15 protein-coding genes are annotated in these 12141 nt (G+C 62.0%); 10 read left to right on the top strand and 5 right to left on the bottom strand.

All coding sequences use genetic code 11. The features are described from left to right. Positions 1-137 precede the first annotated feature (137 nt). From NKJ91_RS25985 to NKJ91_RS25960, 6 genes are all read left to right on the top strand, one after another. Positions 138-461 carry a hypothetical protein gene (locus NKJ91_RS25985; protein WP_352457809.1) on the top strand — a complete coding sequence of 108 codons (324 nt, stop codon included), beginning with the start codon at positions 138-140 and terminating at the stop codon, positions 459-461. A gap of 9 nt (positions 462-470) precedes the next feature. After that, complete coding sequence (locus NKJ91_RS25980; protein ID WP_352457808.1) at positions 471-1568, top strand: FAD-dependent oxidoreductase; 1098 nt, start codon at positions 471-473, stop codon at positions 1566-1568. Between the two features lie 62 nt (positions 1569-1630). Further along, the gene (locus NKJ91_RS25975; protein ID WP_352457807.1) at positions 1631-2602 is read left to right on the top strand and encodes an SDR family oxidoreductase; all 972 of its coding nucleotides are present in this window, start codon (positions 1631-1633) and stop codon (positions 2600-2602) included. A gap of 4 nt (positions 2603-2606) precedes the next feature. Continuing rightward, positions 2607-4322 carry an HAD family hydrolase gene (locus NKJ91_RS25970; protein ID WP_352457806.1) on the top strand — a complete coding sequence of 572 codons (1716 nt, stop codon included), beginning with the start codon at positions 2607-2609 and terminating at the stop codon, positions 4320-4322. Between the two features lie 201 nt (positions 4323-4523). Further along, a complete protein-coding gene (locus NKJ91_RS25965) occupies positions 4524-4676 on the top strand; it encodes a peptide ABC transporter permease (protein ID WP_352457805.1) in 153 nt (50 codons plus the stop codon). Positions 4677-4700: 24 nt separating this feature from the next. Beyond that, the gene (locus NKJ91_RS25960; protein WP_352449580.1) at positions 4701-5144 is read left to right on the top strand and encodes a PPC domain-containing DNA-binding protein; all 444 of its coding nucleotides are present in this window, start codon (positions 4701-4703) and stop codon (positions 5142-5144) included. Between the two features lie 10 nt (positions 5145-5154). Here the strand turns inward: NKJ91_RS25960 and NKJ91_RS25955 are convergent, their stop codons facing one another. Further along, positions 5155-6417, bottom strand: coding sequence for a DUF763 domain-containing protein (locus NKJ91_RS25955; protein WP_352457804.1), 1263 nt, complete (start codon positions 6415-6417; stop codon positions 5155-5157). Positions 6418-6520: 103 nt separating this feature from the next. Beyond that, the gene (locus tag NKJ91_RS25950) at positions 6521-7225 is read right to left on the bottom strand and encodes an MgtC/SapB family protein (protein ID WP_031194456.1); all 705 of its coding nucleotides are present in this window, start codon (positions 7223-7225) and stop codon (positions 6521-6523) included. A 226-nt stretch (positions 7226-7451) separates the two neighbouring features. Here NKJ91_RS25950 and NKJ91_RS25945 point away from each other — a divergent pair, with 226 nt between their 5' ends. Both NKJ91_RS25945 and NKJ91_RS25940 read left to right on the top strand, forming a co-directional pair. Then, entirely contained in the window at positions 7452-7619 is a 168-nt protein-coding gene (locus tag NKJ91_RS25945; RefSeq protein WP_023677102.1) for a hypothetical protein, read from the top strand. A gap of 30 nt (positions 7620-7649) precedes the next feature. Beyond that, positions 7650-8648: an ATP-dependent DNA ligase gene (locus NKJ91_RS25940; protein ID WP_352457803.1), complete on the top strand. Its 999-nt coding sequence runs from the start codon at positions 7650-7652 to the stop codon at positions 8646-8648. 136 nt (positions 8649-8784) lie between these two features. Here the strand turns inward: NKJ91_RS25940 and NKJ91_RS25935 are convergent, their stop codons facing one another. Both NKJ91_RS25935 and NKJ91_RS25930 read right to left on the bottom strand, forming a co-directional pair. Next, positions 8785-9312, bottom strand: a complete 528-nt coding sequence (locus tag NKJ91_RS25935) for a YciE/YciF ferroxidase family protein (RefSeq protein ID WP_352457802.1) — start codon at positions 9310-9312, stop codon at positions 8785-8787. A 169-nt stretch (positions 9313-9481) separates the two neighbouring features. Next, the gene (locus NKJ91_RS25930) at positions 9482-10156 is read right to left on the bottom strand and encodes a Crp/Fnr family transcriptional regulator (RefSeq protein ID WP_502903634.1); all 675 of its coding nucleotides are present in this window, start codon (positions 10154-10156) and stop codon (positions 9482-9484) included. A gap of 557 nt (positions 10157-10713) precedes the next feature. Between NKJ91_RS25930 and NKJ91_RS25925 the strand changes: the two genes are divergently transcribed. Beyond that, on the top strand, positions 10714-10911 hold the full coding sequence (locus NKJ91_RS25925) for a hypothetical protein (protein WP_292655400.1): 198 nt from the start codon (positions 10714-10716) through the stop codon (positions 10909-10911). A 265-nt stretch (positions 10912-11176) separates the two neighbouring features. Here the strand turns inward: NKJ91_RS25925 and NKJ91_RS25920 are convergent, their stop codons facing one another. Next, positions 11177-11341, bottom strand: a complete 165-nt coding sequence (locus NKJ91_RS25920) for a DUF3309 family protein (RefSeq protein ID WP_023677107.1) — start codon at positions 11339-11341, stop codon at positions 11177-11179. 309 nt (positions 11342-11650) lie between these two features. Between NKJ91_RS25920 and NKJ91_RS25915 the strand changes: the two genes are divergently transcribed. Continuing rightward, on the top strand, positions 11651-11962 hold the full coding sequence (locus tag NKJ91_RS25915; RefSeq protein WP_352457800.1) for a hypothetical protein: 312 nt from the start codon (positions 11651-11653) through the stop codon (positions 11960-11962). The last annotated feature ends 179 nt before the right edge of the window (positions 11963-12141 follow it).

The following is a 12141-nucleotide window of genomic DNA, read 5'->3' as shown; positions in this document are numbered from 1 at the left end:
GGGTAAGTTCCGGCTGGGGCAGCGGAGATCACAGAATGGTTACCTCGCCCTGGCCCATCAGGTCGGGCTGACCGGAAACCATCGAACCCTCCATACGTTCGGATGAGGTCACGTTCTGTTTCACCCGGATAAGCATCATGATCATCCCCCACCCCCATCCCATTCGCCGCCGGTCCGGCGTTGCCTTCTGGTGGACGATGTTCGTCGGCGCGCTGCTGACGATCCTCGGCCTGCTGATCGGAGGGGGCGGTGCCTGGCTGATCGCGCTGGGCGGATCCTGGTACTATCTGCCCGCCGGGATCGCCCTGCTGGCCGCCGGCAGCCTGCTGCTTGCCGGCAATGCCGCCGGTGTATGGCTTTATGTCCTGACCTGGCTGGCGACCCTTGCACCCGGCGGCCACCATTTCATGGAGACCAGGATCGGCGACGACATCATTGCCTACGCACTGCCAAAAAGCTGACGCCTGACGATGACGGCTTCGCGGGACGCTTCCATCCTGATCGTCGGCGCCGGCCCGACCGGGCTGACGGCGGCAGTCGAACTGGCAAGGCGCGGCATTGCACCTCGCATCATCGACCGCAAGGAAGGCCCGACGCCGCTCGCCAAGGCGGTCGGCATCAGTTCGCACAGCCTCGACATCCTTGAACCGTCCAAAGTCGCTGCCCGATTGCTCGCCGAAGGATTGAAAATTCGCCGAGCCCGTTTCTACTTCGAAGGACGAGCGCTCGGCGAGATCGATTTCTCGATCCTGCCCCACCGCCATAATTTTCTGCTGTCGCTGCCGCAGCGCGACACCGAATCGCTGATGACCGATACGCTCAAGGGATTTGGCATCGACGTCGAATGGCGAAGCACATTTGTCGGCATGGTCGAGCACAAAGGCCGGGCCGAGGTGCGGATCGAGGCGCCAGACGGCCGTGACGAGGCAAGTTTCGACCTTGTCTTCGGAGCCGACGGTGCGCAAAGCACGGTGCGTGATGCCATGGGCATCGGCTTCGATGGCTACACGCATCGGCGGCAATGGAGCATTGCCGACGCCGACATCGACGATTGGCCCTATGAGCCGATGGCCGCCCACGCATTTCTTCACAGGAACGGCGACGTCGGTTTCGTCATCCCGATCGGCGAGAAGCGCTATCGCGCGGTCTCCAACACCGAGGATGCGCTGGCCCGCATCCCCGGCAATTACCGGATCACGCGGTTGTTGCGGACCGACCGCTTCCATATTCCGGTGCGACAGGCACCGCGTTATCAAACCGCATGCGCCTTCCTGGGAGGCGATGCCGCGCATGTCCATTCGCCGCTGGGCGCTCGCGGCATGAATCTCGGCATCGAGGACGCCGCGTCATTCGCCAGGCGTTTCGTCGACGGCACGCTTGCCGGCTACACAAGCGAACGCCACCCGGTGGGGCAACGGTGGATCACGCTCAGCGAGCGCATCCTCTCGCTGGCCCAATCGGACAACGGCATCATGCAAGGCGTCAGGAACGCGGCCTTCAGCGCCGTCGGCTATCTGCCGCTGCTGCAACGGCCGCTGCTGGAGCGTGTCGCCGGGCTCAAGGAATGACGTGGTCGCATAAACCTTTTCGCCGGACATGCGTTGTTGGGTTTCAAGCCAGGGAGATGACCATGCAGATGAAATCGGAAATCGCCGGCGAGGCCGCCAAGCAGCGGCACATCCAGCGCCGTATCGACGAGAAGGACAAGTCCAAATCCAATGGCAAGCAAAAAGGCGCCATGCAGGCCGGCGCCCGCAAATATCCCGAGCCGCCCTTCCCCGAGCAGCACCAGCCGAAGCCGGGCCATGAATGGGCGATCGAGCCGGCGCCGCTTTACGATGCGCCATTTTATATCGGATCGAAAAAGCTCGACGGCAAAGTGGCCGTCATTACCGGCGGCGATTCAGGCATCGGCCGTGCGGTGGCCGTGCTCTATGCACGTGAAGGCGCCGATGTGGCGATCGTCTATCTCTCGGAGGATAGGGACGCCAAAGATACCAAAAGGGCCGTCGAAGCGGAAGGCCGGCGCTGCATGCTGATCAAGGCCGACGTCAGCGAACGCAACCACTGCCACAACGCGGTGGCTGAGATCGTGCAGGAGTTTGGGCGGATCGACGTGCTGGTCAACAACGCCGCTTTCCAGATCCATTCCAGCGATTTCAGCGAGCTGACCGAGGAGCATTTCGACACGACGCTGAAGACCAACCTCTACGGCTATTTCCACATGGCGCAGGAGGCCGTGCCGCACATGAAACCCGGTTCGGCGATCATCAATACCGGTTCAGTGACCGGCATCGAGGGCTCGAAGCAACTGGTCGATTACTCCATGACCAAGGGCGGCATTCATGCCTTTACCCGCGCGCTCTCGGGCAACCTTGTCGAGAAGGGCATAAGGGTCAACGCCGTGGCGCCAGGCCCTGTTTGGACGCCGCTCAACCCCTCGGACAAGGAAGCCGGCGATGTTTCGAAATTTGGCGCTGACACGCCGATGAAACGGCCGGCCCAGCCGGAGGAGATCGCGCCGGCCTACGTGTTCCTCGCCTCGCCGCACTGCTCGAGCTACATCACCGGCGAGATATTGCCGATCGTGGGCGGCTATTGACGGCATGTATTTCATTGCCCTGGCCACTGATTATGACGGCACGCTGGCGCATGAAGGGGTCGTTGCCGAGAAGACGCTTGCGGCGCTTGAACGCTTCAAGAAGAGCGGCCGCAAACTCATTCTCGTCACCGGGCGCGAGCTGCCCGACCTGAAACGCGTCTTTCCCGAAGTCGCGATCTTCGACAAGGTGGTCGCGGAAAACGGGGCGCTGATCTACACGCCGGCCAGCGAGGAGGAGCGGACGATATCTCCGCCGCCCGCCCCCGAGTTCATCGCCAAACTCAGGAAACGCGGTGTCAAACCGCTTTCGGTCGGGCGCTCGATCGTCGCAACCTGGGAACCGCATCAGGCTACCGCGCTCGAGGTCATCAAGAAATTGGGGCTGGAGCTGGAAATCATCTTCAACAAGGGCGCGGTGATGATCCTGCCCAGCGGCATCAACAAGGCGACCGGGCTGACAGCCGCGCTTCAGGACCTCAGATTGTCGCCGCACAACGTCGTCGGTGTCGGCGACGCCGAAAACGACCACGCCTTCCTGCGCGCCTGCGGCTTCAGCGTCGCCGTCGACAACGCACTGCCGGCAGTCAAGGAAACGGCGGATCTCGTGACACGCGGCGCCCGCGGAAAAGGCGTCGAGGAACTGATCGCCAAGGTGGTGGAGCGCGATCGCGAGCTTGTGCCGAACCGCGACGGCATTCTGCTTGGCTCGGAGGATGGCAAGGAGGTGTATCTGTCGCCAACCGATACGGTGCTGATCGCCGGCAGCTCCGGCATCGGCAAATCGACCCTGGCAACCGCACTGACGGAGCGCTTCGTCGAGAGAAAGTTCCAGTTCTGCATCTTCGATCCGGAAGGCGACTATGACGGCCTCGAAGGCGCCGTCCGGCTGGGCGACGGCTCGAACGCGCCGACGAAGACGCAGTTGCTCGATCTCCTGGAGAAGCCGGACAACAATCTGGTCGTCAATGGCCTGGCGCTGCGCGTCAACGAGCGGCCGGACTTCTTTGCCGACCTGCTGCCGGGCCTTGGCGGTGTTCGCTTCCGCACGGCACGACCACACTGGCTGATCATCGACGAGGCGCATCACCTCTTGCCGAAGCGGCGCGACGACACGCCAATGGTGCTGGCCATGGAATTGCCGGGCACGATCCTGATCACGGTTCATCCGGACGCGATCTCAACCGAGGCATTGCGGCTGGTCACCGCCGTCATCGCACTCGGCCCCAAGGCGAAAAAGGTCATCAAGACGTTCTGTCACGAGACCGGCACCGAACCGCCAAAGGACAAGGACCTGAACTCTCCAAAAGACCAGCGCGTGCTGTTCTGGCGGCCGCAGGCGCGCAAGAAACCTGCCATGGTCGAGCCGATCGAACCGCGACAGTCGCTCAAGCGCCACAGCCGCAAATATGCCGAGGGCCAGCTCGACGAGAAGGGCAGCTTCTATTTCCGCGGCCCCGACAATGCGATGAACCTCCGCGCCCATAATCTGATGATTTTCGCCCAGATCGCCGAGGGCATCGACGACAGGACCTGGGAACATCATTTGCGCGCCGGCGACTATTCCGAATGGTTTCGCCACCAGATCAGGGACAAGGAACTGGCGCGCGAAACCGCCGAAGCGGAGAAAGACGGGACACTTTCGGCGCAGGAGAGCCGCAACCACGTCCTGAATGCGGTGCGCCGCCGCTATACCGCTCCCGCCACAGCGCCGAAGGAATAAATGCAAACGGCGCCCCAGCCGATCCCAAGCCGGCTGGTTCATCTCGTGGTCGATCTCCGTCCCGCCTCGGCAGACGGCCGAGTCCCAGTCGGTTCCAACCGTCGATGGTCCATCGTGGAACCTCATCAGCCAAACGAGATTGTGTTCTATCGGGCGCCAGATCTATTCAATGCTGAATAATTGCCCGAAAGGAGACGATGGATGAGCAACGACCGGGACAAGGATGGTCCTGTCTTTTCAGCGGAACAGGCGCGGCAGGGCGAGATCATCCTGCGGACGCGGGCGCGCCGGATCATTTTCATCGCCGGCCTAGTGGGCCTCGTCTTGCTGGCATTGCTGGTGTGGTGGATTTGAATTCCTGACGGCTGGAGCGAAATCATGAAATCACAGCTTGTTGCCGAAAGCGCCGGACAGAGAACGTTCGTCGTTGTGCTTGATCCCGGCGACGAGGCGTTTGCGCAGCTGACCGCGTTTGCGGTCGACCACGGCGTTGGCAGTGCGTCGCTGACCGCGCTCGGTGCTTTCGAAACGGCGACTGTCGGCTGGTTCGACCCCGGGGAAAAGACCTATCGGAAAATCCCCGTCCGGGAACAGTGCGAAGTGCTGAGCGCGATCGGCGATGTTGCCATCGGCGACGACGGCAGGCCCAGCTTGCACGTCCACGCAGTCCTTGGATTGAGTGACGGCACCACGAGGGGCGGTCATCTGCTGGACGGCATCGTGCGGCCGACGCTCGAGGTCACATTGGTGGAGACGCCTGGCCATCTGCGCCGCAGGCACCGTCCCGAACTCGGCGTCGCCCTGATCGACTTGGAGGCTTGATCCGAGCCGATCACTTCGTTGATTTGACTGCGGCCGTTTCGGGTACGACCTCCCAACCGAAGACGCTGCGGCCGCCGAGCAGATGCGATTGCTCGAACTCCCCGGCGACGATTTCCTTCAGGCTTGGGCCGGTGACATAGCGCTCGACCTGCCTCGACTGGTCGTCCAGCCGCCGCAAGGCGCCGATCTCTTCGTCACGGCCGAGCCTGGCCTTCTGGACAGCCGACTTCAGTACGCCGATGGTCTCGTCATAGACCTTCAGCGGCACGGGGAACGGGTGCCTGTCCTTACCGCCATGCGCCAGCGAGAAACGGCCTGGATCGGAAAAACGGCACGGCGCGCCATGCACGACTTCGGCGACCAGCGCCAGCGCCCGCACCGTGCGCGCGCCGACATTAGGCACCAGGAGAAGCCCGGCGAAATCTGTCGGGCCGCGCTCGGCCGCCGCCGCGATGTTGCCGTGCAGGCGGCGCATGACGACATCGCTTTCGCGCACATCGTGGTGCGCCGGCATCACCAGATGCGGCAGCAGCTTTTGTGCCGGCTCCGGCGCTGGCGCCGAACCCCGCTCCAAAGCGGCAAGCTCCCTCACGATGCGATCCGGTCCAAGGTCGTGCAGAAGGTCCAGTTGTCCCTGGCGCGACGCTTCAGCGCGGCGGTCGGTCAGGTTGACGATCTCGCCCTGGTTGGCGCCCTCGATGGCAGCATGCGGCTGGTCGACAAAGCTCTTCAGGCCTTCGGACAGCCAGTGATAGCGGCGCGCCACCTTGCTGTCGCCGTTCATGCCCTGCTGCACCACCACCCACTTGCCGTCGTCGGTGACGATAAAGCCGTGCAGATAGAGATCGAAACCGTCCTGGACCGCGGCGCTGTCCACCTTGGCGACAAGCCGGCTGGCAGTCGCGAGGCCTTGCCCGTCAAGGCCGACACGCTCGCCGATCAGGGCAAGCTCGTGCGGGGTCTTGCGCGAATGCGCGCCGCGGCCGCCGCAAACGTGGATGCCGAGTTCGCCGGAAAGCGGCGACAGACCGCGCTTCAAGGCACCGACGACGCTGGTGGTGATGCCGGAAGAGTGCCAGTCCATCCCCATTACGGCGCCAAAGGACTGGAACCAGAACGGATGCGCCAGCCGGCGCAGCAACTCATCGCGGCCGTAATGGTGGATGATCGCCTCGCACATGACCGCGCCCAGCCGCGCCATGCGGTCGCCGAGCCATTTCGGCACGCGTCCGCCGTGAAGTGGAAGATCAGCACTTCCCGATCGCTGTGCCACGGTCTTTTGCTTGCTCCTTGAGTCCTGCCTCGACAGATAGGTATCGAAAGGGGTGTGGAGAAGCTATGGCCTGATTCAGGCCGCGATCGTTGCAAGCCGCCAGCTAGCGGGCAGGTTCGCTGAGGAGATCAAACTTCTGGATCTCGCAATGCTCGCCCACCGATGCCAGCAGATCCATTGGCGGTGCGCCAGTGTCCGGGCGCCTCCAACTGATCTCGAACGAGAAAACAGGGTCCTTGAGATCTGGGCGCCTCTCTATTGCGACGAGGCGTGCCTGGTAGCCAAGCGGCCCGATGAGCGCATCGAGCTCCTGTCGAGCCGCGGCCTTCCACGTCAGTGCCAACTGGGCATGGTGTTCGCGCGACATTCGAAGGTCCACCCATTTCAGGACCAGCAAGGTGGCCAGCGTCAGCGCCGTGCCGGCCGCGCCCAAGCCGTATTGGCCACCACCGAAAGCCAATCCGATCGCCGTCATCACCCACAACGTGGCCGCCGTGGTGACGCCGCTGACAAGATTGCCGCGGCGAAGAATGGCGCCACCGCCGATAAAGCCGACGCCGGTCAACACGCCCAGCGGAAAGCGCAAGACGTCCATCGATGCAAACGAATCCGGGTGCTTGCCAACGGTCTCGAGCAGAATACTGGCCTGGATCATTGTGATGGCGGCGGCCAATCCGACCAGCACGGTGGTGCGTAGCCCCGCCGCGTGCCCGCGCGCCTCGCGGTTGAGGCCTATCAACAGGCCGGCGAGCGCGGTCAGAAGCAGTCGTGCCGCGATGTCCTGCCAGACCGGAACAACGAGGAGCATCGCGGTCACCCGTCAGGCCAAGCGCTGCTGGCCAAGAATAGCGCCAGGGTCAAAGCGAACAAGGGCAAGAGCGTCTTCATCGCAAATTCGTTTCGTCGATAAGCAACAAACGATGCGCTTGGATTTTGGTTGCGCCGCCGACGATTCACCCCGGCGATGGGCAGCGGCGGAACAAAACCTTCGGCCTGCGGGTTGGTGGGTTCACACCAACGAAGGATTTGCAGTCATGGTCCGCTTGCTGCTTGCCGGAGCCGTCGCTTATCTGGCCTATCGCATCACCAAGGAGATCGGTGGGTCCGACGAGGTCGATCCGCGGTCGCCTTCACCCGACCAAACCGGCCGCAAGGTGCCGAGGCGGGAAAGCGGGGCGCAGGGGAATGGCCGGCGACGGTAGCGAATGCCTCAGCGGCGGCGCGGACCAGCCATGACCGCATTTCCGTTGCCGCTCGACCTTCGTCCGATGGAAGCCAAAGCCGCCGACGCAATTCCTGGCGGCGACGGGCTTTGGCAGTACGAACCGAAATGGGACGGGTTTCGCTGCCTCGTGTTCAAGGGCGACGATGCCGTCGATCTGCGTGCAAAATCGGGCAAGCCGCTTGGCCGCTATTTTCCCGAACTGGTCGCGGTGCTGCGCGATGTGAGGTCGCGGCGGTTTGTTGCCGACGGCGAAATCGTCATCGAGATCGACGGATCGTCCTCGTTCGAGGCGCTGCAAATGCGCCTTCATCCCGCCGAAAGCAGGATCCGCAAGTTGAGCCTCGAGACGCCTGCCATGCTGGTCCTGTTCGACATGCTGGCCGAACCCGGCGGCGGGATCATCATCGAAGAGCCTCTCACCACCAGGAGGCAGGCGATTGAGGCCTTTGTCGCGTCGGCGGCACGGCCCGAACTGCACCTGTCCAAATATACGCACGACGCCGCTGCCGCCGAGCGCTGGCTGCAAGGCGCCGGCCATGGCTCGACCGACGGTGTCGTTGCAAAACTGATCGCCGGGCCATACCGGCCCGGCGAGCGCGCCATGGTCAAGGTCAAGCGGCTGCGCACTGCGGATTGTGTGGTCGGCGGCTTTCGCTATCTCGCCGGCAGCAACGAAGTCGGATCTCTGCTGCTTGGCCTCTACAATAACGAAGGCAGGCTGGATCATGTCGGATTCACCTCGACCATCGGCAAGGACGACAGGGCGGCGCTGACCAGGCGGCTGGAAAAACTGCGGGCCAAACCGGGTTTCACCGGCAAGGCGCCGGGCGGGCCAAGCCGCTGGAGCACGGAGCGCAGCGGACAATGGGAGCCGATAAAGCCTGAACTGGTGGTCGAGGTTCGTTTCGACCATGTGACAGGCGACCGGTTCCGGCACGGAACCAAGCTGTTGCGCTGGCGGCCGGACAAAGAGCCCCGGCAATGCACGTTCGATCAGATCGAGTAAGCCCGCAGCGATGCACCGCTTCAAGGCTCTAGCTGCCCGCTCTACCGTTCATGACAGACCAATGCAGAATTCACCAGTTCACCGCGGCCAACCGAGCCTTGGCAACCATTTCCGAGGCTCGGTTGCGGTTTTGAAATCAAGCGGCTTCTTGCATTGCGCGTTCGTTGACACCGCTTTCGCCGAGCTTGGAAAGCGCTTCGTCGGTCGCGACCTCTTCCTTGAGAGTTGCCCTGAGCAGCTCGACAACGTCGCTCTTGCCGAGTTCTTCCGCCCACGCGATCAAAGTGCCGTAGCGAGCGATCTCGTAATGCTCGACGGCTTGCGCCGCACCGACAAGCCCGGCGTCGAGCGCGGGAGCACCGTTATACTCCTCGAGCACTTCCGAGCCCTCTTCGATGATGCCGTCGATCGCCGGGCAGGTCTTGCCGCGGGCCGGCTTGCCGAATTTCTCGAACACCTCCTCGAGGCGGTCGACATGTCCTTCGGTTTCCACGCGGTGTTTCTCGAAGGCGGCGGTCACTTCTTCCGACTCCGCGCCCTTGGCCATTTTGGGCAGTGTTTTCAGTATCTTCTTCTCGGCGTAGTAGAGGTCTTTGAGCCCGTCGAGGAACAGATCCTCAAGGCCCTTGCTTGCCGCCTTCGCGGCCTTTTTCGTGGTCGCCATGATCCTCTCCCGAATGGTTGGTGCCGCCTCGCAAAGTAGAGGCGTCCCATAACCCTCCGACGGGAAACAAGTTCCCTGACGGTCCGGGAGCCTTGAAAATTTTTCCGACCCGCCGTGTAGTGTCGCAAGGGGCCTCGACCTGCGGCAGCAATCGGCCAGGAAAGCGCCGTCAGCGCTCGCCGATATGCTCGACCAGGCGGGTATATTCGGCCTCGGCCAGGCCGTAGCCGCCATCCGCCAGTGCGACGAGACCATCGCGATCGCGAATGATAATTTCGCCGCGGCGGGACCGGATGAGCCCTCGCCCCTCGAGCAGCTGCAGCGCGACCGTGACACCCGGACGTCTTACGCCAAGCATGATCGACAGGAATTCGTGAGTGATCGTCAGCCGGCCGCCGTCCACCCGATCGTCACACATGAGCAGCCAGCGCGCCAGCCGGTCTTCAAGTTTCGATCGCGCGTTGACCAGCGCGGTATAGCCGGTCTGGACATGCAGATATTGCACGTAGCGCAGCAAGAACAGCCGCAGCGTCGGGCTTTGCGTCAGCGCCACCTTGAACGGCTCGGCGTCGATCCTGGCGGCTTCTCCGGCCAGTTGCACATAGCAATCATGGACCGTACGGTCGTCGTCCATTATCAGGGCCGAGCCGGTCATACCTTCCAAGCCGACAAGGCCAACTTCCGCATCGCTGCCGTTCGGCATTTTCGCAACCACTGAACCAATGCCGTCCTCGAAGAAATAGACGGCCTCGATCGGCGATCCGGACACCTCGAGCGATTGCCGCAACTCCAGCGAACAGCGCTCGAGGTGCGGCTCGAGAAATGCGAAATCGTCGGCGCTCATCCGGCCCAACAGTTTGTTTTTGTATAGGCTTTTGTTGGAAATTGCTGGATCAGACATAGCTTGGCCCAAAACAGGGCAAGAGCTTTTTGATCTCCCAGCCGTCCGCGCCCGGTATCACCTGCGAACGATAACGCTCATATAGGCACTGAAAAGTATGGGGCCTACTAAATAAAAAATGAATCGATGCACGGCAGTTTCTCCTGCCGCTTGCCTACGAAAACATCCGACTGAAAGTTAGAGATGGAAACGTACCAAAGACCGCTTGGTACGAAAACAACAATTGGGAATGTCCGGCGCGAAAGAGCCCGTCGCGAGGGATGCGGCGGGCTCCATTCGGGCGTCGTGGGCTACGCCCAGTGATCCAAATGAGGGGTGGGTTGGATCGCAGCAACAATGCAGGTGCAAGGCAGTCGTTCCCAAACTGTCTGTTTGGTAATTTCCGTACATTGAGTTTGGACGAGAGCGGCGCTAATTGAATTGGAGTCGTCCACACAGACATGGCGAGTGGACGCTTGAAAGACGCTTCGCGCTTTCGCCCTTTTTCAAGGGAGGATGGCATGTCGATGCAAGGTGCAGCAACTCCAGCCGAACTGAGCGTGCTGAAAAAAGCGCTCGACGATTGCTGCCGTGAGTTGGGTGTTGCGGACGACAGTCCTGTCCGCGAGCGGTTGGCCGCCCGTATCATGTCACTGTTCAACGAGGGTGTGCTCAGCGCCGATCTGAAAGAAGCGCTGGCCGCCGATCGCCAACACTAAGCTGCTGCTATGGTGGTGTCCTCGGTGCCGAAAGGTTCGGCACCGGGTGGCCCTTTTTAGCCAGGGATCCTGGTTGGCCAAGGATCTTGGAAATCTTGTCTCTTCACGACAAAACGCCCGGCGCTTGTTGCCAAGCGGCAGGCGTTTTTGTCGCGAGCGTGACACTAAGGCGCGTCGCGTTCGACTGGCCTCATGCGATGCGCTTTAGATACCTGTTTTATGCATGTCTATCACAAAACCGCTGCACACTTTTGCGCGACATGCATTAAATGCGCCCAAGCAGGACCAGGATAATGACGATAAGCAACACCAGGCCGAGGCCGCCACCACCGTAATAGCCGGTGCCATAGAACGGTCCGCCGCCCAAGCCGCTGAAGCCGCCAAGCAAGGCAAGGACCAAGATTATGATGAGAATGGTTCCAAGGCCCATGATGTCTGCTCTCCTTGTTTGCGCTGCCGCCATTCGCATCAGCGCGTCGCATTGTACAAAGGTATGAACTCGCAAGAAGCATTCCTGTTCCGGCGGAACGGTAAGACGTACGCTCATGCGGCGAGCAAAATGCCGGGCTGTGCCGTTAGAAAAGTCCACAGAAGCATGCCCGCGGAGAATGGCATGGCGGCCGCTTTGAACACCTGAGAACATGCTGAATTTCATGGGGAATTTGTCGGAACCTTCGCCCGCCCGAACGGTTGTTTTCGTAGTCGCAACGCGACGACCCTCGTAAAAAGGAGAAGCATCATGCTCACGAAAATTCTCGCAGCTTCGGCGCTTACGATCGGTCTGGCCACGTCAGCGATGGCCCAGAACGTCGGCGACCCGTCCGGAGCCGCTGCCGACGGGAGCGGGCGGACGGTCGTAGTGCCGGATAATGGCGGCCCTGACACCGGCACGGATTCGACCATCACCAACAGCATTCGCGATTTCTCAACGACGAATTCGAATGCCGACCGGAATTGCCCGCCGGGCCCGCAGGGGGCTATGCCCGATGCGACCGGCAAGGCTCCGGGCACGATGGCGCCGACGGTGAATGACAACCACTGCGGCAAGTAAGCGCCCGGTGATCACAGCCTCACGAGGCCGCGGAGCATAGGCTCCGCGGCCTCGTCGGTTTGCCGCAAAATCAGCCGCCTAGAGTATCCGTGTTGGTCAAGGGAGAGATGGTGTCCAGGTCCGATTGTCCCTGAGTAGTGCGTTTGCGAGGATGATGAGCTTTCGCATGATGGCTGTGA

The sequence above is a fragment of the Mesorhizobium sp. M0040 genome, from assembly GCF_040323505.1.
Lineage (GTDB): Bacteria > Pseudomonadota > Alphaproteobacteria > Rhizobiales > Rhizobiaceae > Mesorhizobium.
The sequence above is the reverse complement of the archived record's forward strand: the minus strand, read 5'-3'. Positions and strand labels throughout refer to the sequence as shown.

Excerpts from the sequence above, each read along its gene's own strand:
- NKJ91_RS25985 (WP_352457809.1), top strand. The coding sequence starts at position 138 with ATGATCATCCCCCACCCCCATCCCATTCGCCGCCGGTCCGGCGTTGCC.
- NKJ91_RS25980 (WP_352457808.1), top strand. The coding sequence starts at position 471 with ATGACGGCTTCGCGGGACGCTTCCATCCTGATCGTCGGCGCCGGCCCG.
- NKJ91_RS25975 (WP_352457807.1), top strand. The coding sequence starts at position 1,631 with ATGCAGATGAAATCGGAAATCGCCGGCGAGGCCGCCAAGCAGCGGCAC.
- NKJ91_RS25970 (WP_352457806.1), top strand. The coding sequence starts at position 2,607 with ATGTATTTCATTGCCCTGGCCACTGATTATGACGGCACGCTGGCGCAT.
- NKJ91_RS25965 (WP_352457805.1), top strand. The coding sequence starts at position 4,524 with ATGAGCAACGACCGGGACAAGGATGGTCCTGTCTTTTCAGCGGAACAG.
- NKJ91_RS25960 (WP_352449580.1), top strand. The coding sequence starts at position 4,701 with ATGAAATCACAGCTTGTTGCCGAAAGCGCCGGACAGAGAACGTTCGTC.
- NKJ91_RS25950 (WP_031194456.1), bottom strand. The coding sequence starts at position 7,225 with ATGCTCCTCGTTGTTCCGGTCTGGCAGGACATCGCGGCACGACTGCTT.
- NKJ91_RS25945 (WP_023677102.1), top strand. The coding sequence starts at position 7,452 with ATGGTCCGCTTGCTGCTTGCCGGAGCCGTCGCTTATCTGGCCTATCGC.
- NKJ91_RS25940 (WP_352457803.1), top strand. The coding sequence starts at position 7,650 with ATGACCGCATTTCCGTTGCCGCTCGACCTTCGTCCGATGGAAGCCAAA.
- NKJ91_RS25935 (WP_352457802.1), bottom strand. The coding sequence starts at position 9,312 with ATGGCGACCACGAAAAAGGCCGCGAAGGCGGCAAGCAAGGGCCTTGAG.
- NKJ91_RS25930 (WP_502903634.1), bottom strand. The coding sequence starts at position 10,156 with ATGAGCGCCGACGATTTCGCATTTCTCGAGCCGCACCTCGAGCGCTGT.
- NKJ91_RS25925 (WP_292655400.1), top strand. The coding sequence starts at position 10,714 with ATGTCGATGCAAGGTGCAGCAACTCCAGCCGAACTGAGCGTGCTGAAA.
- NKJ91_RS25920 (WP_023677107.1), bottom strand. The coding sequence starts at position 11,341 with ATGGGCCTTGGAACCATTCTCATCATAATCTTGGTCCTTGCCTTGCTT.
- NKJ91_RS25915 (WP_352457800.1), top strand. The coding sequence starts at position 11,651 with ATGCTCACGAAAATTCTCGCAGCTTCGGCGCTTACGATCGGTCTGGCC.